Origin of the sequence: Mesorhizobium sp. M1406 (assembly GCF_040317555.1) — a bacterium.
Lineage (GTDB): Bacteria > Pseudomonadota > Alphaproteobacteria > Rhizobiales > Rhizobiaceae > Mesorhizobium.
This window is the reverse complement of sequence record NZ_JAMYKW010000005.1, coordinates 219,426-242,741: the sequence shown is the minus strand read 5'-3', so window position 1 is coordinate 242,741 and position 23,316 is coordinate 219,426. Positions and strand designations below refer to the sequence as shown.

Here is a 23,316-nt window from a genome sequence, read left to right as displayed (position 1 = left end):
CATAACATGTCATTGAGCGATCCTCTCGGCGATATGCTGACCCGCATCCGCAACGCGTATGGCCGCAAGAAGTCGAGCGTTTCGACGCCGGCCTCGCGTCTGCGCACCCGCGTCCTCGACGTGCTGAAGGCTGAAGGCTATATCCGCGATTACAGCCAGACCGACTTCGACAACGGCAAGTCCGAAATCGAGATCGAGCTGAAGTATTTCGACGGCGCGCCGGTCGTGCGCGAAATCGCACGCGTCTCGAAGCCAGGCCGCCGCGTCTATGTTTCGGCCAAGTCGATTCCGCAGGTCGCCAACGGCCTCGGCATCGCCATCCTTTCGACACCGAAGGGCGTGATGGCCGACCACGAAGCACGTGAACAGAACGTCGGCGGTGAAATCCTCTGCCAGATCTTCTGATCTGGCAGCTGACCGCAAAGTGGAATCCGGTCTTCGGATCGTTCCCGAAGACAGAGACCTGAAACAAGAGAAGTGACGAGGACAACAAAATGTCTCGTATTGGTAAGAAACCCGTTTCGCTGCCGCAGGGCGTGACCGCGACCGTCAACGGCCAGACCGTGACGGCGAAGGGCCCCAAGGGTGAGCTGAAGTTCGTGGTGAACGACGAAGTGCTGGTCAAGATGGAAGGCAGCGAGATCGCTGTTCAGCCGCGCGACCAGACCAAGACCGCCCGCTCCAAGTGGGGCATGTCGCGCACGCAGATCGTCAACATCCTGCAAGGCGTCAAGGACGGTTTCGAAAAGAAGCTCGAGATCACCGGCGTCGGCTATCGCGCGGCACTTCAGGGCAAGAACCTGCAGCTGGCACTTGGCTTCAGCCATGACGTCGTCTACGAGACGCCGCAGGGCATCACCATCACCGTGCCGAAGCCGACTGAAATCACCGTGGCCGGCATCGACAAGCAGCAGGTCGGCCAGGTTGCGGCCGAGATCCGCGAGTATCGTGGCCCCGAGCCCTACAAGGGCAAGGGCGTCCGCTATGCTGGTGAGAAGATCGTCCGCAAGGAAGGCAAGAAGAAGTAGTCGTGAATGGTGAATGGTGAATGGTGAAATGGCAGTAGGATAGAGCAGGGGCCAGGTGGCACTCCGCTTCTACCGTTCACCATTTTTCCATTCACCATTCACTGCAAATCAACGCCGCGGGGAGCGGTCGCGGGAGGCGCTTTCGCCTACCGCATATGGCGGCCCCCGTTTTTTGAAGGCAAGGAAGACCATCATGGGTACCAAGGAATCCACACAGCGCCGTGCGCAGCGCGTCCGCCGCCAGATCAAGAAGGTCGCCGGTGAGCGTCCTCGTCTGTCGGTCCACCGCACGTCGAAGAACATCTACGTGCAGGTCATCGACGACGCCAAGGGCCACACCATCGCTGCCGCTTCGACGCTTGAGAAGGACTTCAAGGGTTCGCTCAAGACCGGCGCCGATACCGCCGCCGCCGCCGCGATCGGCAAGCTGATCGCCGAGCGCGCCACCAAGGCCGGCGTCAAGGAAGTCGTCTTCGACCGCGGCGCCTACATCTATCACGGCCGCGTCAAGGCGCTCGCCGAGGCTGCCCGCGAAGGCGGTCTTAGCTTCTAAGCATGATCCCGAGAAGTTGCAGACTTTTCGGATAAAGATTATGCGAAGGGAATGACTTTCGCCCCCGGTGACCCACAGAGGCGCCGGATCTTATCAGCAACCGTGCTTCCGGAAAAAAACAAGGAACAGGATATGGCACAGGAACGTAGGGATGGCGGCCGCGGCCGCGATCGTGAAGAACGTGACGACGGCATGGTGGACAAGCTCGTCCACATCAACCGCGTCGCCAAGGTCGTCAAGGGCGGCCGTCGCTTCGGTTTTGCGGCACTCGTCGTCGTCGGCGACCAGAAGGGCCGCGTCGGCTTTGGTCACGGCAAGGCGCGCGAAGTGCCGGAAGCCATCCGCAAGGCAACTGAATCGGCCAAGCGCGACATGATCTTCGTGCCGCTGCGCTCGGGCCGTACGCTGCATCACGACGTCGAAGGACGCTGGGGTGCCGGACGCGTGCTGCTGCGCGCTGCCAAGCAAGGTACCGGCATCATCGCCGGCGGCCCGATGCGCGCTGTCTTCGAGACGCTCGGCATGCATGACGTGGTCGCCAAGTCGATGGGTTCGTCGAACCCCTACAACATGGTTCGCGCCACTTTCGACGCGCTGAAGAGCCAGATGCATCCCAAGGATGTGGCTGCTGCTCGCGGCATCAAGTATTCGACCCTTCAGGCCCGCCGCGGCACCGCCGTCGCGGCTGAAGAATAGTCGATCTGACCAGGGATTTTGACCATGGCCAAGAAAGCAACCAAGACCATCACCGTTGAGCAGATCGGTTCGCCGATCCGCCGCCCGAAGGAGCAGCGCGCGACGCTGGTCGGCCTCGGCCTCAACAAGATGCACAAGCAGCGCACGCTGGAAGATACGCCCTCCGTGCGCGGCATGATCGCTGCCGTCCAGCATCTCGTCCGCGTCGTGGACGAGGGCTGAGCCAGAGCGCAGGAGAACTCAGATGAAACTCAACGATCTGCGTGACAAGGACGGCGCGACGCACTCCAAGAAGCGTCTCGGCCGTGGTATCGGCTCCGGCTCGGGCAAGACCGGCGGTCGCGGCGTCAAGGGCCAGAAGGCCCGCTCCGGCGTCGCCATCAACGGCTTCGAGGGTGGCCAGATGCCGCTCTACCGGCGCCTGCCGAAGCGTGGCTTCAACAACATCTTCGCCAAGAGCTTCACCGTCGTGTCGCTGGCCCGCATCCAGGTGGCCATCGACGCCAAGAAGCTCGACGCCAAGGCGACCGTGACGGCTGAATCGCTGGTTGCCGCCGGCGTTATCCGCCGCGTCAAGGACGGCGTGCGCATCCTCTCGGACGGCGAGATCAAGGCGAAGCTTGCCTTTGACGTTGCCGGCGCCTCCAAGGCCGCGATCGAGAAGATCGAGAAGGCTGGCGGCTCGGTCAAACTGCCGGAAAAGGCAGCTGCCGAGTAACGGCAATTTGAAGCGCGGTCGGCAAGAGTGGGATCCATTTTTTGCTCATGATCGCGCCTTGATCTGCGCAATTTAGGCGGCCGCGTCGACGCGGCCGCTTGCATGTTTAGAGCCCGGAGCTTATCTCGTGAGCTTCGGTGAAACGCACCGCCTGACCTCAAGGGCCATCAAGCGTTACCAAGCGGAGAATCAGGCATGGCTTCGGCTGCAGAACAATTAGCCTCGAATCTGAATTTCTCGGCCTTCGCCAAGGCGGAGGATCTGAAGAAACGCATCTGGTTCACGATCGGCGCGCTGCTGGTCTATCGCCTCGGCACCTATATTCCGCTTCCCGGCATCAATCCCGAAGCCTTCGCCCAGGCCTTCTCCTCGCAGAGCAAGGGCGTGCTGGGCATGTTCAACATGTTCGCCGGCGGCGCCGTACAGCGCATGGCGATCTTTGCGCTCGGCATCATGCCTTACATCTCCGCCTCCATCATCATGCAGCTGATGACCTCGGTCATCCCTTCGCTGGAATCGCTGAAGAAGGAAGGCGAACAGGGCCGCAAGGTCATCAACCAATACACGCGCTACGGCACGGTGCTGCTTGCGCTGGTTCAGGCCTATGGCATTTCGGTGGGCCTGGAGAACGGCAACGGCATCGTCAGCGACCCCGGCATGTTCTTCCGCATCTCGACCGTCGTCACGCTGGTCGGCGGCACGATGTTCCTGATGTGGCTCGGCGAGCAGATCACCGCTCGCGGCATCGGTAACGGCATTTCGCTGATCATCTTCTCCGGCATCGTCGCCGGCCTGCCGCATGCCATCTCAGGCACGCTTGAGCTTGGCCGCACCGGCGCCCTGTCGACCGGCCTGATCCTGGCGATCATCGTGCTCGCCATCGTCGTCATCGCCTTGATCGTGTTCTTCGAGCGCGCCCAGCGCCGCTTGCTGATCCAGTATCCGAAGCGCCAGGTCGGCAACCGCATGTTCCAGGGCGATACCTCGCATTTGCCGCTGAAGCTCAACACGTCGGGCGTCATTCCGCCGATCTTCGCCTCGTCGCTGCTGCTGCTGCCGGCCACCGTCGCCGGCTTCTCGCAGACGACCAATATGCCGGCCTGGGCAAGCACGGTTCTGGCCTCGCTTGGCCACGGCCAGCCGCTCTACATGGCGTTCTACGCGGCGATGATCGTGTTCTTCGCCTTCTTCTACACAGCGATTGTCTTCAACCCGAAGGACACCGCCGACCAGCTCAAGAAGCATTCCGGCTTCATCCCGGGCTATCGTCCGGGCGAGCGCACCGCCGATTATATCGACTACGTTCTCACCCGCATCACCGTCGTCGGCGCCATCTACCTGGTGCTGGTGTGCCTGCTGCCGGAGTTCCTGATCTCGGCGACTGGCGTACCATTCTACCTTGGTGGCACATCGCTTCTGATCGTGGTCAGTGTCACGCTCGATACGGTTGCGCAGATTCAGGGTCACCTGATTGCGCACCAGTATGAAGGCCTGATCAAGAAGTCGAAGCTGCGCGGGGGGAAGAAAGCCAGATGAGGTTGATATTGCTTGGGCCGCCAGGAGCGGGCAAGGGGACACAAGCACAAAGACTGGTAGAAAAACACGGCATACCCCAGCTCTCGACGGGCGACATGCTGCGTGCTGCCGTCCAGGCTGGCACCGAAGTCGGCAAGCGCGCCAAGGCGGTGATGGATGCCGGTGAGCTGGTGTCCGACGCCATCGTCAACGCGATCGTCGCCGAGCGTATCGATCAGGCCGACTGCGCCAATGGGTTCATCCTCGACGGATATCCGCGGACGCTGGTGCAGGCCGACGCGGTCGAGCGGATGCTTTCGGATCGCTCCCAGGGCCTCGACGCCGTCATTGAGCTTGTCGTCGACGACAAGGCGCTGATCGGTCGAATCGTCAAGCGCGCCGACGAGGCGCAGGCCGCCGGTCTGCCTGTTCGCAAGGACGACAATCCGTCGGTGTTCGAGGAGCGTCTGCGAGAGTACTACAAGAAGACGTCGCCGCTGATTGGCTACTACTATGCCAAGGGCAAGCTCCGGAGCGTCGACGGCATGGCCGATATCGATGCGGTGACGGGGCAGATCGAAGCGGTGCTCAAGGACGCAGCGCGGGGGAATTAACGATTGCACTTGACGGAAGCGGTTCGCTGCGGTATGGCGGCCCGTCTTCCTATCAGGCATGGGCTTTGCTTGTCCGCAAGGGCAAGGCAGCCGCTTTGAACTGGAAACTCCCGCATGGGCCGGCCTCCACCGGACGCGGGGCAACTGAAGATAGCGCTGGACCCCGCCTTTCTGAAGGTTGGCCGGCCCACATGGAGAAGAGAAGAACATGGCTCGTATAGCCGGCGTCAACATTCCGACCAACAAGCGCGTCGTCATTGCGCTTCAATACATTCACGGCATTGGCAAGAAGTTCGCCCAGGAGATCGTCGACAAGGTCGGCATCCCGGCCGAACGTCGCGTCAACCAGCTCACCGACGCGGAAGTGCTGCAGATCCGCGAGGCGATCGACCGCGATTATCAGGTCGAGGGCGACCTGCGTCGCGAAGTCTCGATGAACATCAAGCGGCTCATGGACCTCGGCTGCTACCGTGGCCTGCGTCACCGCCGCTCGCTGCCGGTCCGCGGCCAGCGCACGCATACCAATGCGCGCACCCGCAAGGGCCCGGCCAAGTCGATCGCCGGCAAGAAGAAGTAAGCGAGCGAATAGCGAGTAGCCAATAGCGGGTAGGAATCCCTATTCGCTATTCCCTACTCACTACTCGCTCTCCAGGTGGAGCCGCTGGCATTACGGCGGTGTAGAGATCAACTGAAAGGACCATCATGGCCAAGGAAGCCGCCCGTGTTCGCCGTCGCGAACGCAAGAACATTTCGTCGGGCGTTGCCCACGTCAATTCGACCTTCAACAACACGATGATCACCATCACCGACGCGCAGGGCAATTCGATTGCCTGGTCGTCGGCCGGTGCCCAGGGCTTCAAGGGTTCGCGCAAGTCGACCCCGTTCGCTGCCCAGATGGCTGCCGAGGATGTTGCCAAGAAGGCCCAGGAACACGGCATGCGCATGCTCGAAGTCGAGGTCTGCGGACCCGGCTCCGGTCGTGAATCGGCACTGCGCGCCCTGCAGGCGGCTGGCTTCACCATCACCTCGATCCGTGATGTGACGCCGATCCCGCACAATGGCTGCCGCCCGCGCAAGAAGCGCCGCGTCTAAGCAATTTACCGAACGTCGCGCGAGCGCCCTTTGGGGCGCTCCTCCACGGCATTCCAGGTCGCCCGCCACGATTGGATGGTGGCGGGTCAACGGAAGGAAAGCATCATGATCCAGAAAAATTGGCAGGAACTGATCAAGCCGAACAAGATCGAGTTCTCGTCGAAGAAGAAGACGCTGACCACGCTGGTCGCCGAGCCGCTCGAGCGTGGCTTTGGCCTGACGCTGGGCAACGCGCTGCGCCGCGTGCTTCTGTCTTCGCTGCGCGGTGCGGCTGTTACCGCCGTGCAGATCGACGGCGTTCTGCATGAATTCTCGTCCATCGCCGGCGTGCGCGAGGACGTCACCGATATCGTCTTGAACATCAAGGAAATCGCCATCCGAATGGAAGGCGATGGCCCCAAGCGCATGGTCGTTCGCAAGCAGGGACCCGGTGCGGTTCTTGCCGGCGACATCCAGACGGTTGGCGACGTCGAGATCCTCAACCCCGACCACGTCATCTGCACGCTGGACGAGGGCGCGGAAATCCGCATGGAATTCACCGTCGACACCGGCAAGGGTTACGTGCCGGCCGACCGCAACCGCGCCGAAGACGCGCCGATCGGGCTCATCCCGGTCGACAGCCTCTATTCGCCGGTCAAGAAGGTTTCCTACAAGGTCGAGAACACCCGCGAGGGCCAGGTTCTCGACTATGACAAGCTGACCATGACGATCGAGACCGACGGTTCGATCACCGGCGAGGACGCGGTGGCTTTCGCCGCCCGCATCCTGCAGGACCAGCTCGGCCTGTTCGTCAACTTCGACGAACCGCAGAAGGAAGTCGCCACCGAGGCCGTCACCGAGCTCGCCTTCAACCCGGCGCTGCTCAAGAAGGTCGACGAGCTCGAGCTTTCGGTGCGTTCGGCCAACTGCCTGAAGAACGACAACATCGTCTATATCGGCGACCTGATCCAGAAGACCGAAGCCGAGATGCTGCGCACCCCGAACTTCGGCCGCAAGTCGCTGAACGAGATCAAGGAAGTCCTCGCGGCGATGGGCCTGCACCTCGGTATGGAAGTGCCGGACTGGCCGCCGGAAAACATCGAAGACCTCGCCAAGCGTTACGAAGACCAATATTGAGCATGAATTCCAAGGATCGGCGGCGTGGGCCGCTCGATCCGACGGTCATGCGGAAAACCATCAGAGGCTGCGGCCTCTTGAGCAACTGAAGAAGGAAAAGAGCCATGCGCCACGGTTTCAAAGGCCGCCGCTTCGCCCGAAGCATTAGCCATCGCAAGTCGATGTTCGCCAACCTCGCCGTGTCGCTGCTCGAGCACGAGCAGATCGTCACCACCCTGCCGAAGGCGAAGGATTTGCGTCCGATCGTCGAGAAGCTGGTGACGCTCGGCAAGCGCGGCGACCTGCACGCCCGCCGCCAGGTGATCGCGCAGATCGGCAATGAAGGCGTCGTCAAGCGCCTGTTCGACACCATCGCCCCGCGCTACGCCACCCGCAACGGCGGCTACCTGCGCATCATGAAGGCGGGCTTCCGCCACGGTGATAACGCTGCCATGGCGGTCATCGAATTCGTCGATCGCGATACCTCGGCCAAGGGCGCCGGCGACCGCGCCCGTATCGAGGCCGAAGGTACCGAAGCGGACGCCGCGGCCGCATAAGGCTCGGTTTTCCGTATTGAATTCAAAGGGGCCCGCGGGCCCCTTTTTGGTTTTCTGAAAGCGATGGATGGAGATCAGAGCCGATCTCCTGGCGCGAAACGAGGGTCTTTGGCCTCAAAATAATCGGATTTCAGCGGCTTAGCCTTTCATTTCGCACAATCGTCGGGACAATGCCCCCGAACTCGCCCTGGAGGATTCGTGAATGCGCGCCAACCGACTGCCCCTTGTTCTGCTCTTCGCCATGATGGCGTTTGCGGCCGCACCGGTGGCCAGGCAGGCATTGGCCGAGGAGACAAAGACCGATCCCGGCCTGTCGGACGTGCTGACGGACCTGCTGCATGGCGTTGAAGGCGAGAACGCGACGTCCGGTCCCGACAAACGCGTTCCGTTCGGTCGTGAGGAGGTGCAGCTCTCGTTTGCGCCGCTGGTCAAGCAGACGGCGCCGGCCGTGGTCAATGTCTATGCCTCGCAGACCGCCAAGGTGACGTCGCCCTTCGACGGAGATCCGTTCTTCGAGGAATTCTTCGGCCGCTCGCAGCCGCGCGCTCAGTCGTCGCTCGGGTCCGGCGTGCTGGTCGACCCGACCGGCGTCGTGGTCACCAATTACCACGTCATCAAGGATGCCGATCAGGTCAAGGTGGCGACCGCGGACGGGCGTGAATTCGACAGCAAGGTGCTGCTCAAGGACGAGACGTTCGATCTTGCCGTGCTTAAGATCTCCTCGGACAAGCCGTTTCCGGTGATTGCCATCGGCGATTCCGACGCGCTTGAGGTCGGCGATCTGCTGCTGGCCATCGGCAACCCCTTCGGCGTCGGCCAGACCACGACCAGCGGCATCGTCTCGGCACTTGCCCGCAGCCATATCGGCGTGTCGGATTCCAGCTTCTTCATCCAGACCGACGCTGCCATCAACCCCGGCAATTCCGGCGGCGCGCTGATCAACATGGGCGGCCAGCTGGTAGGCATCAACACGGCCATCTACAGCCGCGGCGGTGGTTCGATCGGCATCGGCTTCGCCATTCCCTCGAACATGGTTCGCGCCTTTGCCGACGCCGCCAAGGCCGGGCTCGACTTCTTCGAGCGGCCCTATATCGGCGCCGAGTTCGAAGCGGTGACGCCGCAGATTGCCGAATCGCTCGGCATGGAGAAGCCGACCGGTGCACTGGTCTCGTCGGTCGAAGCGACCGGACCGGCCGCCAAGGCTGGGCTCAAACCCGGCGACGTCGTGCTGCAGCTCAACGGCAAGCCGGTCGAGAGCATCGAGGCGCTGGACTACCGGATGGCGACGCTGTCGATCGGCACCACTGCAAATTTCGCGGTTCTGACCAAAGGCCAGCAGGCGGCGATGGACATCGCGCTGGAGCGCGCTCCAGAAGGCATGAAGGCTGCTGAACTGACGTTGCATGGCCGCAGCCCCTTCTCGGGCGCAAAGGTCGCGGAACTGTCGCCCCGGCTCGCTCAGCGGCTTGGCCTGCGCACGGACGTCAAGGGCGTGACCGTGGTCGACATCAACCGCGACTCGCCGGCCGCCGATTTCGGCTTCCAGCCGGGCGACATCGTGCGCGAGGTGAACGGCACCATCATCGATACCGCGGCGACCCTGGAACTGGCGGCCAAGACGGATACACGCTGGTGGCGCTTTACCGTCGAGCGCGGCGGGCAGATACTGCGTCAAGTGTTGCGTTATTAGAGCAGGTCCCTTTGGGTTCATGCTCCAACCAAAAAGAAGTGCATGGCCGATCTGTTCAGCGTCGATGAACCGGAAAAAGCGTCGCCCGGGCGGCCGCTGGCCGACAGGCTGCGGCCGAGAAACCTTGGCGAGGTCGTCGGCCAGGAACATCTGACCGGCCCTGACGGCGCGCTGACCAGGCTGATCGGTTCCGGCTCGCTCGGCTCGATGATCTTCTGGGGGCCGCCCGGCACCGGCAAGACCACGGTGGCGCGGTTGCTGGCCGGCGAAACCAGTCTCGCGTTCGAGCAGATATCGGCGGTGTTTTCCGGCGTCGCCGATCTGAAAAAAGTGTTTGAAGCGGCCAAGCTGCGCCGTACGAACGGCCGCCAGACCTTGCTGTTCGTCGACGAGATCCATCGCTTCAACCGCGCCCAGCAGGACAGTTTTCTCCCTGTCATGGAGGACGGGACCGTCGTGCTGGTCGGCGCCACGACCGAGAATCCGTCCTTCGAGTTGAATGCCGCTCTGCTGTCGCGCGCGCGCGTCCTGGTCTTCCATTCGTTGGGCGAGGAGAGCATCGCCAAGCTGATAGCGCGGGCCGAGGAGGCCGAGGGCAGGGCGCTGCCGCTCGACGACGAGGCACGAACGATGCTCATCCGCATGAGCGATGGCGACGGCCGCGCGTCGCTGACGCTTGCCGAAGAGGTCTGGCGGGCGGCAAAGCCCGGCGAGGTCTTCGATCCCGAAGGACTGCAGCGCATCGTCCAGCGCCGCGCGCCGATCTACGACAAAGGGCAGGACGGCCATTACAATCTGATCTCGGCGCTGCACAAATCGGTGCGTGGCTCCGACCCCGACGCGGCTCTCTATTATCTTGCGCGCATGTTCGATGCCGGCGAGGATCCGCTCTATCTTGGCCGCCGGCTGGTGCGCATGGCGATGGAGGATATCGGGCTTGCCGATCCGCAGGCGCTGGTCGTCGCCAACGCCGCCAAAGATGCCTACGATTATCTAGGCTCGCCCGAGGGCGAACTGGCTTTTGCCGAGGCCACCGTCTATCTCGCAACCGCGCCCAAATCAAACGCCGTCTACAACGCGTTCAAGGCAGCCACGCGAGCCGCGAAGGAACACGGCTCGCTGCTGCCGCCCAAGCACATCCTCAACGCACCGACGAAGCTGATGAAAGCGGAGGACTACGGCGCCGGCTACCGGTATGATCATGACGAGCCGGATGCCTTTTCGGGCCAGGACTATTTTCCGGAGAAGATGGGCCGCCAGACCTTTTATGATCCGCCCGAGCGCGGCTTCGAGCGCGACATCAGGAAGCGGCTCGATTATTGGGCGAAGCTGCGCAAAGAACGGGAATAGCTGGCTTGCGTGAACCGGTCGTCGTCACGCGTCGAAACGAGGTTTCGCCGTCGGCTTCGAATTCCTGGTTGGCGATCTGGTCCCCGGGGAAAAATGGGACGAGCTTGGCCTGCCGGCGGTGCGTTGACCGATAGTGGCAGGCTTCACAAGGCAGCCAGCCGGCCGCGATAGCAGGGGCCGTTGTGTGGTAACCCAAAAAACCTTATCAAGGCGCACGACCGGGCGGTGGTCGTTGCCGTGATTTGGGCACCTCATTCGCAACAGGATCGCGCGTCGCGCGTGGAAAAATGACAAAAACCCTTCGCAAATCCCTACGCAAATTCGCAATTGCCATCCCGCTTCTCGCCCTTGGCTTCTATTTCATTCCCATCCTGACGACGATCTTCATCGTTTGCGGCCTGATCGACGTGCTGCGTAACGATCGCAAGGATCTGTCGCTTTTCAGCGGCTACTTCCTCGGCAACGGCTTGTTCACCTGGCTGCTTTCGCCGTTCAATCTGCTGGTGGACCTGCTGTGCTACAGAAATCCAGGCGTCTGGAAGCTGGAGCAGTTTCCCGCCGACTATCAGCGCGAGGTCAATGAGGTCCTGGACATTTTCAAGGCACGCAAGGACGAGATCATCGCCGATATCGACGCCAATTTCGGCGCCGGCCGGCGCGGCATGTATGTTTATCAGTGGTACGGCAAGCACAAGATCGACAACGTCGCCGAGTTCAACAAGGATTTCAAATACATCAAGACCATCGCCGTTTCCGTCTTCAGCAAGCGCGAGTCGACCTCCTGGCACTTCGGCCCGCTGCGGCTCAGCCTGCGCATCCTTTACAATCTGATTCCGGTGGAATCCGAGATTTTCATCGAGTGCGGCAACGTCAAGAACTACTGGTACGACAATCCGCTGTTCATCTTCGACGACACGCTGCTGCATCGCTCGGTCAACGAGTATGACGGCCGCCGCTACTGCGTGTTCATGGACATCATCCGTCCATCCCCGGTTCCCGGCCTGATCGCGGCCATGCTCGCCATCGTCTCGGTGAGCGTCGAGCGCATCAATTCCATGTTCTACAAGAACTGGAAGATGATCGGTTCGACCAAGCCGAAGAAGACCGAGACGACCTGAGCTTGAGATCATCGATGCTGCCGGCTCTGTCGGCAGCATCGGATCGCTCTGCATGTGTGAGACCTGGCCATCTTGCGGGCCACTGATGCGCCGGAACGGCTCTTGGCTGCGTAAACGATAGTCCCGGGCCTTTGGCTTCGACAGTTCTCCCTCTTCTCCTCCTGGCGGCCTCAAGTGACGAAGAACAGCTCTCTCGGAGTTTTGGCAAGAACGTATCTATGCACCGTTCTGCTGGGAATTGCCCTTGCAGCCATTTATGTAAGTCTTGAAGAGCCTGTCTATTATTGGGACTTCACTGCCTATTTCGACACGTTTAATCGGCAGGGCGCGCTGTTGGCCGACAGCCCTCTCCAGTGGCTCAGCCAATTGCGGACCTCAATCGCAACGGATGATTACAGCGCGGCAATTTTGGTGCCGCTGATGCCGTTTCACATGGTTTTCGGCGGTTCGAGGCTTTCATACATCGCCGGGATAGTCGCGGCTTACTTGGTTCCGACCGCTCTTTTCATAGGCAAAATGAGCTATCTGGAGGCGGCCACCGAGACCTCTTCATCGCGAAGCTGGCTCACTGTCTGGATTGCGGCCTTTCTCTACACGCCGTTTTGGGCGGCGACGTTTCGTGGGTTGCCTGACATTGCCGGCTGCCTCGCGCTTTCTGCGGCAACCTATTTTCTTTGGAAATCGAAGTTCCTGACCCATGAACCGGTGACCAGCGGAATACGCGTTGGCATCTGCCTGTGGTTGGCGTTCGTGCTACGCCGCTGGTATGCCTATTCGGTTATAGGGCTCGGAATTTCCGCTGCCTTCTTCTGCTTGTTGCAGGTCGCAAAAGACCGGAATTTTCCGGCACTCAGGAATGCCGTCATAGGGGGCTTGTGTGCGGTTCTCGTTGTTGCCGGAGCCGCATTGGCCTTCCAGCAACTTCTGATCCTCAAGATTCTGGGAACCAGCTACGGCGATCTTTACAGCGGGTACAAGACGAACTTCGTTTCGCAGATTGACGAGGTAGGGTCCCGGCTCAGCTATGTGAACTGGCTGTTGATCGTACTGGGCCTTTATATCTCTGTTGTACGCCGAAACGGATTTCCCTTGTTCTGTGCCGTCGCTTCGGCACTCACCTTTTTTCTCTTTACCCGGATGCAGGATCCGGACCGCCATCATTCAATGCCAATGTTTCTCTGGCTCTTCCCTGCATATGCCCAGGCAATCGTTGCGATCGTTTCGACGCCGGCGCTGAGATCGCGATGGTCAGCCATTGCGATAGCCATTGCCGCTGGGTTGGCGTTTTTTGGTACCTTTTTTCCGCTTGGCCGGCAGTTGCTGTCGCCGATCAGCTACGTTTTTGCCAGGGAAGCCACGCTCCCTCTTCACCTCGACAATCTTCCTGAATACAGACGCCTTGTTGATGACCTTCTTGAAAAAATGGAACCCGAGGACCGTTTTTCGGTATTTGCCTCCAGCTCGGTCATGAGCGACTCGCTGTTGTATGAAATGGATAAAGACCTCTACCCCCGCATCGAGTGGGCTTGTCAGGTTGATAGTCGCGATCAATTCAGGCCGGGAACGTTGAAATCCAGATATGTTGTCGTAACCGACCCGCCCGTCACTCATTTGCAATCGGGTGCACAGATTTGTGTCACGATACCGGACCAATATATTGTCGAGGGCAAAGGCATCGGCGCCGCATATAGGCGCATCGCGGCATATCAGTTGTCCGGCGACGTCAAGGGCTATCTCTACGAACAGGTGCGCCCGGTCAGCACAACGGAAATAGATGCCCTCTACGCCGAGTTCAGGAAGAGATATCCAGGCTGGACGACACCTGAGTGGTGACCAGTTCGACTGGTCTGTGCGGTTCCGCCCACAACACAAGGGATTGACCGAGCCACCCCAGTGCGGGCAGTAAGCGGTCATGTTCAATCTGCTTCTCGTCGTGGTCGGTGGCGGCATCGGCGCCGGCATTCGTCATCTCACCAGCATGGGCGCGCTGCGCCTTGTCGGCCCCAACTATCCCTGGGGCACGATGGTCATCAACATCGTCGGCTCCTTCGCCATGGGCCTGTTCATCGCCATCCTGGCGCGTCGCGGCGGATCGAACGAACTCAGGTTGTTCGTTGCCACCGGCATCCTCGGCGGCTTCACCACTTTCTCAGCCTTTTCGCTCGATTTCGCGACGCTGTGGGAGCGGGGAGTCACGCTGCCGGCGTTCGGATATGCGCTTGCCAGCGTCATTGGCGCCATTATCGCCCTGTTTCTGGGACTTTGGCTCGCAAGAACCGTTTCATAATGCTATTGCCGCGCCGAGAGCAGGGCCGAGCCCTGCCGGAAAACGGATAAGCGAAAAGAATATGGCAGGCGTTGAACAGATCACGGTGGAAGCCGGCGAGGCGGGCATGCGGCTCGATCGCTGGTTCAAGACCCATTTCCCGGGCCTTGGTTTCGGCCATCTGCAGAAGCTTCTGCGCTCCGGCCAGATCCGTGTCGATGGCGGACGGGTCAAGGCCGACACTCGCGTCGAGCCCGGCCAGATGGTGCGTGTCCCGCCGCTCGAGGTGGACAAGAAGGGCGAGAGCGCGCTGACCGGCCACTCGATCCGCAACCAGGGCGATGCCGATGTTCTCGCAAAGATGCTGATCCATGAGGACCCCAAGGTTTTCGTCTTCAACAAGCCGGCGGGCCTTGCCGTGCAGGGTGGCTCCGGCGTCACCCGCAATGTCGACGACATGCTGGAGGCCTGGCGCAACCAGAAGGGCGAGAAGCCGCGCCTGGTGCATCGGCTCGACCGCGACACATCGGGTGTCCTGGTCGTCGCCCGCACCCGCCTTGCCGCCATGAAGCTCGCTGAAGCGTTTCGCGCTCGCGAGACCAAGAAGACCTACTGGGCGCTGGTCAAGGGCGTGCCGCCGAAGCGCGAGGACAAGATCTCGACCTGGCTGATCAAGGAGCCGACGCCGGACGGCGACCGCGTCCGTGTCGCCGCGCATGGCGAAAAGGGCGCCGACCACGCCGTGTCCTACTACCGCATCATCGAGCAGGCGGCGCAGACGATGACCTGGCTGGAAATGGAGCCCTATACGGGCCGCACCCACCAGCTTCGCGTTCATGCCGCGTACATCGGCTGCCCGATCCTGGGCGATCCGAAATATTTCGAGGCCGACACCAACTGGGATTTTCCGGGCGGCATTCAAAACCGCCTGCATCTGCATGCGCGCCGCATTATCATTCCGCATCCGGACAAGGGCGTCATCGACGTCACCGCGCCGATGCCGCCGCACATGCGCCAGAGTTGGAACCTGATCGGCTTCGACGACGCCAGCGCGGAGGACTGATCGTGAGCGGCGCCACCGACGCGCTCGCCACCGATAAGCTTGATCGCCGCGATACGGTCGACATGGCCGCCGCCGTCATCATGGTCGGCCTGACTTTTTCCTGGGGGCTGAACTACGTCGCCGCCAAGATTTCCTATGCCGGCTACGACCCCGTCTTCCTGTCGATCGCGCGCTCGATCATCGGCGGTTTGTGTGTCTTCGCCTGGTGTCGGTGGCGCGGCATAGCGCTGTTGACGCGTGACGGGACATTGCTCGCCGGCATCGCCGTCGGCGCGCTGTTCGGCATCGAGTTCCTTTGCCTCTATGTCGGCCTGGAGCATACGACCGTCGCCCGCAACACGCTGCTGGTCAACACGATGCCGTTCTGGATGCTGCTCGGCGGCCACTTCCTGCTCGGCGAGCAGATCACGTTGAGGAAATTCCTCGGTCTGCTGCTGGCCTTTGCCGGCCTTGCGGCCGTGTTTTCCGACAAGCTTGGCGGTGACGGGGACATGCTGTTCGGCGATCTCCTGAGCCTCGGCTCCGGGTTTTTCTGGGCCTTGACCAACATCCTCATCAAGCGGTCGAAACTGGTCGAGGCGAGCGCCGAAAAGCTTTTGCTTTATCAACTCGCCGGTTGCTGCAATCGTTGGCATATTGGTGCTGCCTCTGGCCGGTCCGCCCGTTCGCGACCCGGCCGCGCTGCCGACTTTGGCTTTGTTTTTCCAGGCGGTTTACATCGTCGCCTTCACCTATGTGTTGTGGTTCTGGCTGCTGCGGCGCTATCCGGCGTCAGGCCTGTCCAGTTTCACCTTCCTGTCGCCGGTTTTCGGCGTTTTGTGCGGTGCCATGTTCTTGAATGAGCCGCTGACCATGCGCATTTTCCTGGCACTTGGCCTGATTGCCGCCGGCCTGATCATCGTCAACCGACCGGTGCGCAAGCTGACACCGGTGTGAGAGAGACTTTTATGCGTGATATCCTCAACGACCTCGAAGCGGGCAAATATCTTTCCGATCCCGATCCGGTGCGTCGCGCCCAGATCCAGATGAAGACGCATCTGCCTAAGCGCTTCTACAAGACCGTCTCGGTCGCGCCGGTGGACAACGGCTTTGCCGTGCATCTCGACGGCAAGCCGGTGCGCACGCCGGGTAAGGCGCTGCTGGTGCTGCCGACCGAGGCGGCGGCAGCGCTCGTCGCCGATGAGTTCGCCGCCCAGGGCGAGACCATCGATCCGGTGACAATGCCGGTTATGCGGCTTGTGAACACCGCCATCGATGGCGTCGCCAGCGATCCGCAGGCGGTGCTGGAAGACATTCTGCGCTTTGCCTCGTCCGATCTGCTCTGCTACCGTGCCGACGTGCCGCAAGGGCTGGTGGAGCGGCAGAACGAACATTGGGATCCGGTCCTCGATTGGGCGAGGGGGACGCTCGGGGCAAGATTCAATCTCGCCGAGGGCATCATCCACGTCGAGCAGCCGCGCGAAACCATCGCCGTGCTGGGCAGCCATCTCGCCCAACGGGCCGAACCGCTGCGGCTCGCCGCCATCCATGTGATGACCTCGCTGACCGGCTCGGCGCTGCTGGCACTGGCTGTCGATTTCGGCGCGCTCGACGCCGAGGGGGCCTGGGCTGCCGGGCATGTCGACGAGGACTGGCAGATCGAGCATTGGGGGCAGGATGCGGAAGCCGTCGCGCGCCGCTCGGCCCGCAAGCGCGACATGATGGCTGCCGCCGGCTTGCTCGAGGCGCTCAAGGGATGACGGTTCCGCCGCTCGCTCCGCTTCATCCCGCGGCGCACCTAATACCAAAGTCATAATCCCAAAGACGCGCTGCCTTTGGGCAGTACTTTCTGTCATTTTTCCCGTTGATGGCTGCCCTGAGTCTGCGTTCGGAGGAGAACACGGATGTTGACGCGCAGCTTCGAGGACAACGGGTCTCACGGGAGGAAAACACAATGGCAATCGCATCGACCGCCGGCAGAACGAGCCGCGGCATGACACGGGAAGAGAAGAAGGTCATCTTCGCTTCCTCGCTCGGCACCGTTTTCGAATGGTACGATTTCTATCTCTACGGCTCGCTCGCGGTGTTCATCGGCTCGACGTTTTTCAGTCCGACCATTCCGGAAGCGACGCGCAATATCTTCGCGCTGCTGGCTTTCGCCGCCGGGTTTCTGGTGCGCCCGTTCGGTGCACTGCTGTTCGGCCGCATCGGTGACCTCGTCGGCCGCAAATATACGTTCCTTGTCACCATGACGATCATGGGCCTGTCGACCTTCCTGGTCGGTCTGCTGCCTGGTTATGCGACCTTAGGCATCGCCGCCCCCGTGATCCTGATCATCCTGCGCATGCTGCAGGGCCTGGCGCTGGGTGGCGAATATGGCGGCGCGGCCACTTACGTCGCCGAGCACGCCCCGGACAACCGGCGGGGCTACTACACCTCATGGATCCAGACGACGGCGACGCTCGGCCTGTTCCTGTCGCTGATTGTGATCCTGATCGTACAGGCTTCACTGAGCAAGGAAAGCTATGCTGCCTGGGGCTGGCGTATTCCGTTCATCGTCTCCTTCCTGCTGCTCGGCGTCTCGATCTGGATCCGGCTTTCGCTCTCCGAATCGCCGACCTTCCAGCGCATGAAGGATGAGGGCAAGGGCTCCAAGGCGCCGCTAACGGAAGCCTTCGGCCAATGGAAGAATGCCAGGATTGCCCTGCTGGCGCTGCTCGGCCTCACCGCCGGCCAAGCCGTGGTCTGGTACAACGGCCAGTTCTACGCACTGTTCTTCCTGACCAACGTGCTCAAGGTCGACGCGCAGTCGGTAAACATCATGATCGCCATCGCACTGGCGATCGGATCGATCTTCTTCGTCGTCTTCGGCTGGCTCTCCGACAAGATCGGCCGCAAGCCGATCATCATGGCGGGTCTTGCTCTGGCGATTGTCTGCACCTTCCCGCTGTTCAAGGCGCTGACCTGGGCTGCAAATCCGGCGCTTGCGACGGCGCAGCAGAACACCCGCGCCACGGTGACGGCTGCACCCGGCGACTGCAGGTTCCAGTTCAATCCGGTCGGCACGGCGAAGTTCACGACGTCCTGTGACATCGCAACGTCGTTCCTGACCAAGAACTCGGTTCCTTATGACGTGGTGTCGACGGCTGCGGCCGGAACAGCCGCATCAGTCAAGATCGGCAACGAGACGGTGGCTTCCTATGACGCCGTCGCCGCTGGCGATCAGGCCAAGGCCAAGGACGCAGCCTTCGTGAAAGCCGTCAACATGGCTCTGAAAGACGGAGGCTATCCGCTGAAGCGTGCGGCGATCAAGGTTGCGGACCAGAAGCTCGACGCGTTTGTCGCCGCCAACCCGGAACTGAAGCTGGACGCTGCCGCGATCCGCGCCGGTGAAAAGGCTACTGTGCCGATCGACCAGGCGGTGAAGGACAATCTGCTGACCACCGATGAAGCAGCGGGTGCGCCCGAAGTCACCGTCTACAATATCCCGGCTGGCGGCGCGTTCGCTATGTTTGCCGACCCGGCGGCCGTCAACTGGCCAATGACCATCGGTATCCTGTTCATCCTGGTCCTGTTCGTGACCATGGTCTACGGGCCGATCGCGGCGATCTTGGTCGAGATGTTCCCGACCCGCATTCGCTACACCGGCATGTCGCTGCCCTACCACATCGGCAATGGCTGGTTCGGAGGCCTGCTGCCGGCAACGGTGTTTGCCCTGAGTGCCTACAAGGGCGACATATATTATGGCCTCTGGTATCCGGTGGTGATCGCGGCGATGTCGCTGGTCATCGGCATGATCTTCGTGAAGGATACGCTCGGCACCAATCTGCACTCCAAGGAGTAGGCGAATTCAAGCGCCCAAAGAAAAACCCGGCGCGAGCAATCGCGCCGGGTTTTTCTTGTTGTAGGACTAGCTTTTGCGAGGCGGTTCGGCTTCCGCGATGGCAGCCTCGTGGTACCAGGCCTCGCCATGATCAAGCGGATGATCGCGCAAAGAGGCAAGCTCTGCCGCGAACTTAGCCTTCACGCCTAAATTTGAGGCAGCCATGCGCGCTGCCATCGGGAACATCAGGATTTTTGCCGACGGACGGGCTGAGGTGATCTCCATTGGCTGTCTCCTTTCTTCTGCGGACCCTTGCCGATTCATCTTTTCATGAAAGTAAGTCCTGCGAACCATTTAGGCAAGATGCCTAAAGAAAGATCAGTATTTGCATGTTATTTAAGCAGATTCTGCTTCTGGTCGATCGTGGCGCATTGCTTAGGCGGCTCGGCTGCATCGCCGGGATGAACGGGCATTTTTGACGCACCCGGCGCAGCGGAAATGGCACACGAATTGCATTTTATCGACTTGGCAGCTGGGCTGCTGGATGGCTCGGCGCGCCGGCGTCATCCAGGTTCGGTGATCAAGCAACGAGAGGCTAGAATGACGAAATACAAGCTCGAGTACATTTGGCTCGATGGATACACTCCGGTCCCCAACCTTCGCGGCAAGACGCAGATCAAGGAATTCGCCGAATTCCCGACGCTCGAGCAGCTGCCGCTGTGGGGCTTCGACGGTTCCTCGACCCAGCAGGCCGAGGGGCACAGCTCCGATTGCGTGCTGAAGCCGGTCGCCGTCTATCCCGATCCTGCCCGCACCAACGGCGTGCTGGTCATGTGCGAAGTCATGATGCCCGATGGCGTGACGCCGCATGCCTCCAACAAGCGCGCCACCATCCTCGACGACGAGGGCGCCTGGTTCGGCTTCGAGCAGGAGTATTTCTTCTACAAGGATGGCCGCCCGCTCGGCTTCCCCGAGAGCGGCTATCCCGCACCGCAGGGCCCGTACTACACCGGCGTCGGTTATTCCAATGTCGGCTCCGTCGCGCGCCAGATCGTCGAGGAACATCTCGACCTCTGCCTCGCCGCCGGCATCAACCATGAAGGCATCAACGCCGAAGTGGCCAAGGGCCAGTGGGAATTCCAGATTTTCGGCAAGGGCTCCAAGAAAGCCGCCGACCAGATGTGGATGGCACGCTATTTGATGCAGCGCCTGACCGAGAAATACGGCATCGACATCGAATACCACTGCAAGCCGCTCGGCGACACCGATTGGAATGGCTCGGGCATGCACGCCAACTTCTCGACGGCCTATATGCGCGAAGTCGGCGGCAAGGCTTATTTCGAGGCGCTCATGGCGGCTTTCGACAAGAACCTGATGGATCACATCGCCGTCTACGGACCGGACAACGACAAGCGTTTGACCGGCAAGCACGAGACCGCGCCGTGGAACAGGTTCAGCTATGGCATCGCCGATCGCGGCGCCTCGATCCGCGTGCCGCATTCCTTCATCAACAACGACTACAAGGGCTATCTGGAAGACCGCCGTCCGAACTCGCAGGGCGACCCCTACCAGATCGCCTCGCAGATCCTGAAGACGATCGCTTCGGTCTCGGAAAGCGCCCAGGTTTCGGCCGCGGCTTAAGCCTTCGTCACGGCGCGGACCAAGGGTTTATGCCGTGACCGTCTGAAGTCCATCCAACTAGCTATCTGCCCAAGACCCCGGCGAAAGCCGGGGTCTTTTCTGTGATGCAAGTTTGGCGCGCTGTTTGAGCTTTGGAGCGGTCGACGCCATTTCCAATCGACGCAGGTAGTATTGCCTTGCTCAGGGTTGCCGGCGCTTTCGTTGGTCCCTTACAAGCAAACCATCACCCTGTAGGCCTGCTTCCTTATAGAGAGCGATCAAGTCTCTTTGGACGTCGCCCTCCGCCGTCTGAGCCCGATGGCAACGGGGCTGATCATGGTGGTGGCGGCGGTGTACGGTCCCTCCGGCTCGCTAGCAAGAACTCCGGCCAAGGGTCCGGGTTCTTTTCCCGTTAGCCGGCAGATCGCATCCTCGCCAGAACATACCCAGAAAAAGTCAGGCAATTCAGCCGGTCGGAATCCCTCCTACGTCCCCGTCGCCGCCCTGTCCGATTCCGGCGATCACTTGTCAAAAAGCCCGGAAAACAGCGTTTTTTCAGCACTTATTCATGGCAAAGACCCTTCCATAAGCATCTGTTCACGTTGCGAAATCGGCTAACCACAGTCCGCTTGGTGGCGTTGACAGGTCGCGGTGCAGCATGCGTATTCGCAGGCCTTGGGGTTACGTCACGCAATGCTGTTCGGACGGGCGGGGTTTTCTTGAACGGCGGCATTGGCGGGGGCGCCGGACGAGCGGTCACTGTAGCCTGAGACAGTGCGCCGCTCGCTCCTGGCTTCATGTTCGCGATCGAACAGTGATCCTCTTGTCATCCATCGGACCTTACTGTGCCTGAGGCCAACGTCACCGGATTGACGTGCCGTGCGCGCCAATGGACCGCGCTCATGAATCCGGGCACGCGCGATCGTCGAAAAGTCAGCGTGGATACGCCGCCCAGTCGGCGCGCGCGAGAGCGGGCCGATCAGTAAGCACGGCGTATTGGAGCGCAGCAAAAAGCCCTTGAAAGAGGAAAATCTTTCAAGGGCCTGAATATCATATTGAATCTTAGTCCGAGATTGGATCTCAGACGGAGTAGTACATGTCGTACTCGACCGGATGCGGGGTCATTTCGAAGCGCATCACTTCGGCCATCTTCAGCTCGATGTAGCTGTCGATCTGGTCGTCGTCGAACACGCCGCCGGCCTTCAGGAAGCCGCGGTCCTTGTCGAGGCTCTGCAGCGCTTCACGCAGCGACCCGCAGACGGTCGGGATCTTTTTCAGTTCCTTCGGCGGCAGATCGTAGAGATCCTTGTCCATCGGCTGGCCGGGGTGGATCTTGTTCTTGATGCCGTCGAGGCCGGCCATCAGCAGCGCCGCGAAGCCGAGATAGGGGTTCGCGCCCGGATCGGGGAAGCGGATCTCGACCCGCTTGGCCTTCGGCGACGAGCCGAACGGGATGCGGCAGGAGGCCGAGCGGTTGCGCGCCGAATAGGCGAGCAGCACCGGCGCTTCATAACCCGGAACCAGACGCTTGTAGGAATTGGTCAGCGGATTGGTGAAGGCGTTGATCGCCTTGGCGTGCTTGATGATGCCGCCGATGTAGAACAGGCAGGTTTCCGACAGTCCGGCATACTCGTTGCCGGCGAAGGTCGGCTTGCCGTTCTTCCAGATCGACATGTGGACGTGCATGCCCGAGCCGTTGTCGCCGAAGATCGGCTTCGGCATGAAGGTCGCCGTCTTGCCGTAGGCATTGGCAACCTGATGCACGACGTATTTGTAGATCAGCATCTTGTCGGCGTTGCGCACCAGCGCGTCGAACTTGATGCCGAGTTCGTGCTGGGCAGCCGCCACCTCATGGTGGTGCTTTTCGACGCGCACGCCCATCTCGGCGAGCACGGTCAGCATTTCCGAGCGCATGTCCTGCGCACTGTCGATCGGCGGTACCGGGAAGTAGCCGCCCTTGATGCGCGGACGGTGGCCGAGATTGCCGGTCTCATAGTCGGTATCGTCGTTCGACGGCAGTTCGGTTGAGTCGAGTTTGAAGCCGGTGTTGTAGGGGTCGGCCTTGTACTTCACATCGTCGAAGACGAAGAACTCGGCTTCCGGGCCGACAAAGACGGTGTCGCCGATGCCTTCCGACTTCATGTAGGCCTCGGCCTTCTTGGCCGTGCCGCGCGGATCGCGATTGTAGGACTCACCCGAAACCGGATCGAGGATGTCACACAGGATGACCATGGTCGACTGGGCGAAGAACGGGTCCATGTGGACGGTGTCCGGATCAGGCATCAGCACCATGTCGGACTCATTGATGGCCTTCCAGCCGGCAATCGACGATCCGTCGAACATCACGCCGTCGGCGAACATGTCTTCCTCGACCTCGATGACATCCATCGTCACGTGCTGCAGCTTGCCCTTCGGGTCCGTGAAGCGCAGGTCGACGAATTTCACGTCGTTGTCCTTGATCTGCTTCATGATGTCTTTGGCTGTCGTCATGTCATGTATCCCTGTGTGATGACGTTTTTTTATGATGACGTTCTAGGAG

The 23,316-nt window shown here is 61.1% G+C and carries 23 protein-coding genes and 1 pseudogene; 22 read left to right on the top strand and 2 right to left on the bottom strand.

Going from position 1 to position 23,316, the window contains the following annotated elements:
- Positions 1–6 precede the first annotated feature (6 nt).
- The 21 genes and pseudogenes from rpsH (at position 7) to NKH03_RS07550 (ending at position 19,178) form a co-directional block, all read left to right on the top strand.
- The gene (gene rpsH, locus NKH03_RS07650; protein ID WP_013531431.1) at positions 7–405 is read left to right on the top strand and encodes a 30S ribosomal protein S8; all 399 of its coding nucleotides are present in this window, start codon (positions 7–9) and stop codon (positions 403–405) included.
- An 89-nt stretch (positions 406–494) separates the two neighbouring features.
- Positions 495–1,028, top strand: a complete 534-nt coding sequence (gene rplF, locus NKH03_RS07645; protein WP_013531432.1) for a 50S ribosomal protein L6 — start codon at positions 495–497, stop codon at positions 1,026–1,028.
- A 193-nt stretch (positions 1,029–1,221) separates the two neighbouring features.
- A complete protein-coding gene (gene rplR, locus NKH03_RS07640) occupies positions 1,222–1,581 on the top strand; it encodes a 50S ribosomal protein L18 (protein WP_352633700.1) in 360 nt (119 codons plus the stop codon).
- Between the two features lie 132 nt (positions 1,582–1,713).
- Entirely contained in the window at positions 1,714–2,277 is a 564-nt protein-coding gene (gene rpsE, locus NKH03_RS07635; protein WP_006333394.1) for a 30S ribosomal protein S5, read from the top strand.
- Positions 2,278–2,301: 24 nt separating this feature from the next.
- The gene (gene rpmD, locus NKH03_RS07630) at positions 2,302–2,499 is read left to right on the top strand and encodes a 50S ribosomal protein L30 (RefSeq protein WP_006205449.1); all 198 of its coding nucleotides are present in this window, start codon (positions 2,302–2,304) and stop codon (positions 2,497–2,499) included.
- Positions 2,500–2,521: 22 nt separating this feature from the next.
- Positions 2,522–2,995, top strand: coding sequence for a 50S ribosomal protein L15 (rplO, locus tag NKH03_RS07625; RefSeq protein WP_027028844.1), 474 nt, complete (start codon positions 2,522–2,524; stop codon positions 2,993–2,995).
- A gap of 195 nt (positions 2,996–3,190) precedes the next feature.
- On the top strand, positions 3,191–4,531 hold the full coding sequence (gene secY / locus NKH03_RS07620; RefSeq protein WP_352868307.1) for a preprotein translocase subunit SecY: 1,341 nt from the start codon (positions 3,191–3,193) through the stop codon (positions 4,529–4,531).
- A complete protein-coding gene (locus NKH03_RS07615; protein ID WP_352868309.1) occupies positions 4,528–5,124 on the top strand; it encodes an adenylate kinase in 597 nt (198 codons plus the stop codon). Before secY ends, NKH03_RS07615 begins: the two co-directional genes overlap by 4 nt.
- 208 nt (positions 5,125–5,332) lie before the next feature.
- Positions 5,333–5,701: a 30S ribosomal protein S13 gene (gene rpsM, locus NKH03_RS07610; protein ID WP_023757968.1), complete on the top strand. Its 369-nt coding sequence runs from the start codon at positions 5,333–5,335 to the stop codon at positions 5,699–5,701.
- 125 nt (positions 5,702–5,826) lie between these two features.
- Positions 5,827–6,216, top strand: a complete 390-nt coding sequence (gene rpsK, locus NKH03_RS07605) for a 30S ribosomal protein S11 (protein ID WP_006205444.1) — start codon at positions 5,827–5,829, stop codon at positions 6,214–6,216.
- 105 nt (positions 6,217–6,321) lie between these two features.
- Positions 6,322–7,332: a DNA-directed RNA polymerase subunit alpha gene (locus tag NKH03_RS07600; protein WP_352487615.1), complete on the top strand. Its 1,011-nt coding sequence runs from the start codon at positions 6,322–6,324 to the stop codon at positions 7,330–7,332.
- Between the two features lie 104 nt (positions 7,333–7,436).
- Positions 7,437–7,868, top strand: a complete 432-nt coding sequence (gene rplQ, locus NKH03_RS07595) for a 50S ribosomal protein L17 (protein ID WP_027044984.1) — start codon at positions 7,437–7,439, stop codon at positions 7,866–7,868.
- A 202-nt stretch (positions 7,869–8,070) separates the two neighbouring features.
- Positions 8,071–9,558 (top strand): Do family serine endopeptidase, encoded by a 1,488-nt coding sequence (locus NKH03_RS07590; RefSeq protein ID WP_352967897.1) that lies wholly within the window; start codon positions 8,071–8,073, stop codon positions 9,556–9,558.
- Positions 9,559–9,600: 42 nt separating this feature from the next.
- Positions 9,601–10,908 (top strand): replication-associated recombination protein A, encoded by a 1,308-nt coding sequence (locus NKH03_RS07585; RefSeq protein WP_352868317.1) that lies wholly within the window; start codon positions 9,601–9,603, stop codon positions 10,906–10,908.
- 287 nt (positions 10,909–11,195) lie between these two features.
- A complete protein-coding gene (locus NKH03_RS07580) occupies positions 11,196–12,026 on the top strand; it encodes an aspartyl/asparaginyl beta-hydroxylase domain-containing protein (protein ID WP_352868319.1) in 831 nt (276 codons plus the stop codon).
- Positions 12,027–12,200: 174 nt separating this feature from the next.
- Entirely contained in the window at positions 12,201–13,859 is a 1,659-nt protein-coding gene (locus tag NKH03_RS07575) for a hypothetical protein (RefSeq protein WP_352967894.1), read from the top strand.
- A gap of 79 nt (positions 13,860–13,938) precedes the next feature.
- Positions 13,939–14,313 carry a fluoride efflux transporter CrcB gene (gene crcB, locus NKH03_RS07570; protein WP_352876395.1) on the top strand — a complete coding sequence of 125 codons (375 nt, stop codon included), beginning with the start codon at positions 13,939–13,941 and terminating at the stop codon, positions 14,311–14,313.
- Positions 14,314–14,374: 61 nt separating this feature from the next.
- A complete protein-coding gene (locus NKH03_RS07565) occupies positions 14,375–15,355 on the top strand; it encodes an RluA family pseudouridine synthase (RefSeq protein ID WP_023757961.1) in 981 nt (326 codons plus the stop codon).
- 62 nt (positions 15,356–15,417) lie between these two features.
- Positions 15,418–16,291: pseudogene (locus NKH03_RS07560) on the top strand (DMT family transporter).
- Between the two features lie 11 nt (positions 16,292–16,302).
- Positions 16,303–17,094: an ATP12 family chaperone protein gene (locus NKH03_RS07555; RefSeq protein WP_352967891.1), complete on the top strand. Its 792-nt coding sequence runs from the start codon at positions 16,303–16,305 to the stop codon at positions 17,092–17,094.
- Between the two features lie 194 nt (positions 17,095–17,288).
- Positions 17,289–19,178 (top strand): MFS transporter, encoded by a 1,890-nt coding sequence (locus tag NKH03_RS07550; protein WP_352967889.1) that lies wholly within the window; start codon positions 17,289–17,291, stop codon positions 19,176–19,178.
- A gap of 66 nt (positions 19,179–19,244) precedes the next feature.
- Here the strand turns inward: NKH03_RS07550 and NKH03_RS07545 are convergent, their stop codons facing one another.
- Positions 19,245–19,442, bottom strand: a complete 198-nt coding sequence (locus tag NKH03_RS07545) for a DUF2735 domain-containing protein (protein ID WP_352868329.1) — start codon at positions 19,440–19,442, stop codon at positions 19,245–19,247.
- Positions 19,443–19,757: 315 nt separating this feature from the next.
- On the opposite strand from NKH03_RS07545, the gene NKH03_RS07540 reads away from it, so the two are divergent.
- The gene (locus NKH03_RS07540; RefSeq protein WP_352868330.1) at positions 19,758–20,798 is read left to right on the top strand and encodes a glutamine synthetase beta-grasp domain-containing protein; all 1,041 of its coding nucleotides are present in this window, start codon (positions 19,758–19,760) and stop codon (positions 20,796–20,798) included.
- Between the two features lie 1,059 nt (positions 20,799–21,857).
- Here NKH03_RS07540 and glnA read toward each other — a convergent pair.
- A complete protein-coding gene (gene glnA, locus NKH03_RS07535) occupies positions 21,858–23,267 on the bottom strand; it encodes a type I glutamate--ammonia ligase (RefSeq protein ID WP_352868332.1) in 1,410 nt (469 codons plus the stop codon).
- Between the last annotated feature and the right edge of the window lie 49 nt (positions 23,268–23,316).

What these genes read in the sequence shown, in the direction of transcription:
- rpsH (WP_013531431.1), top strand. Translation starts at nt 7, where the DNA reads ATGTCATTGAGCGATCCTCTCGGCGATATGCTGACCCGCATCCGCAAC.
- rplF (WP_013531432.1), top strand. Translation starts at nt 495, where the DNA reads ATGTCTCGTATTGGTAAGAAACCCGTTTCGCTGCCGCAGGGCGTGACC.
- rplR (WP_352633700.1), top strand. Translation starts at nt 1,222, where the DNA reads ATGGGTACCAAGGAATCCACACAGCGCCGTGCGCAGCGCGTCCGCCGC.
- rpsE (WP_006333394.1), top strand. Translation starts at nt 1,714, where the DNA reads ATGGCACAGGAACGTAGGGATGGCGGCCGCGGCCGCGATCGTGAAGAA.
- rpmD (WP_006205449.1), top strand. Translation starts at nt 2,302, where the DNA reads ATGGCCAAGAAAGCAACCAAGACCATCACCGTTGAGCAGATCGGTTCG.
- rplO (WP_027028844.1), top strand. Translation starts at nt 2,522, where the DNA reads ATGAAACTCAACGATCTGCGTGACAAGGACGGCGCGACGCACTCCAAG.
- secY (WP_352868307.1), top strand. Translation starts at nt 3,191, where the DNA reads ATGGCTTCGGCTGCAGAACAATTAGCCTCGAATCTGAATTTCTCGGCC.
- NKH03_RS07615 (WP_352868309.1), top strand. Translation starts at nt 4,528, where the DNA reads ATGAGGTTGATATTGCTTGGGCCGCCAGGAGCGGGCAAGGGGACACAA.
- rpsM (WP_023757968.1), top strand. Translation starts at nt 5,333, where the DNA reads ATGGCTCGTATAGCCGGCGTCAACATTCCGACCAACAAGCGCGTCGTC.
- rpsK (WP_006205444.1), top strand. Translation starts at nt 5,827, where the DNA reads ATGGCCAAGGAAGCCGCCCGTGTTCGCCGTCGCGAACGCAAGAACATT.
- NKH03_RS07600 (WP_352487615.1), top strand. Translation starts at nt 6,322, where the DNA reads ATGATCCAGAAAAATTGGCAGGAACTGATCAAGCCGAACAAGATCGAG.
- rplQ (WP_027044984.1), top strand. Translation starts at nt 7,437, where the DNA reads ATGCGCCACGGTTTCAAAGGCCGCCGCTTCGCCCGAAGCATTAGCCAT.
- NKH03_RS07590 (WP_352967897.1), top strand. Translation starts at nt 8,071, where the DNA reads ATGCGCGCCAACCGACTGCCCCTTGTTCTGCTCTTCGCCATGATGGCG.
- NKH03_RS07585 (WP_352868317.1), top strand. Translation starts at nt 9,601, where the DNA reads ATGGCCGATCTGTTCAGCGTCGATGAACCGGAAAAAGCGTCGCCCGGG.
- NKH03_RS07580 (WP_352868319.1), top strand. Translation starts at nt 11,196, where the DNA reads ATGACAAAAACCCTTCGCAAATCCCTACGCAAATTCGCAATTGCCATC.
- crcB (WP_352876395.1), top strand. Translation starts at nt 13,939, where the DNA reads ATGTTCAATCTGCTTCTCGTCGTGGTCGGTGGCGGCATCGGCGCCGGC.
- NKH03_RS07565 (WP_023757961.1), top strand. Translation starts at nt 14,375, where the DNA reads ATGGCAGGCGTTGAACAGATCACGGTGGAAGCCGGCGAGGCGGGCATG.
- NKH03_RS07555 (WP_352967891.1), top strand. Translation starts at nt 16,303, where the DNA reads ATGCGTGATATCCTCAACGACCTCGAAGCGGGCAAATATCTTTCCGAT.
- NKH03_RS07550 (WP_352967889.1), top strand. Translation starts at nt 17,289, where the DNA reads ATGGCAATCGCATCGACCGCCGGCAGAACGAGCCGCGGCATGACACGG.
- NKH03_RS07545 (WP_352868329.1), bottom strand. Translation starts at nt 19,442, where the DNA reads ATGGAGATCACCTCAGCCCGTCCGTCGGCAAAAATCCTGATGTTCCCG.
- NKH03_RS07540 (WP_352868330.1), top strand. Translation starts at nt 19,758, where the DNA reads ATGACGAAATACAAGCTCGAGTACATTTGGCTCGATGGATACACTCCG.
- glnA (WP_352868332.1), bottom strand. Translation starts at nt 23,267, where the DNA reads ATGACGACAGCCAAAGACATCATGAAGCAGATCAAGGACAACGACGTG.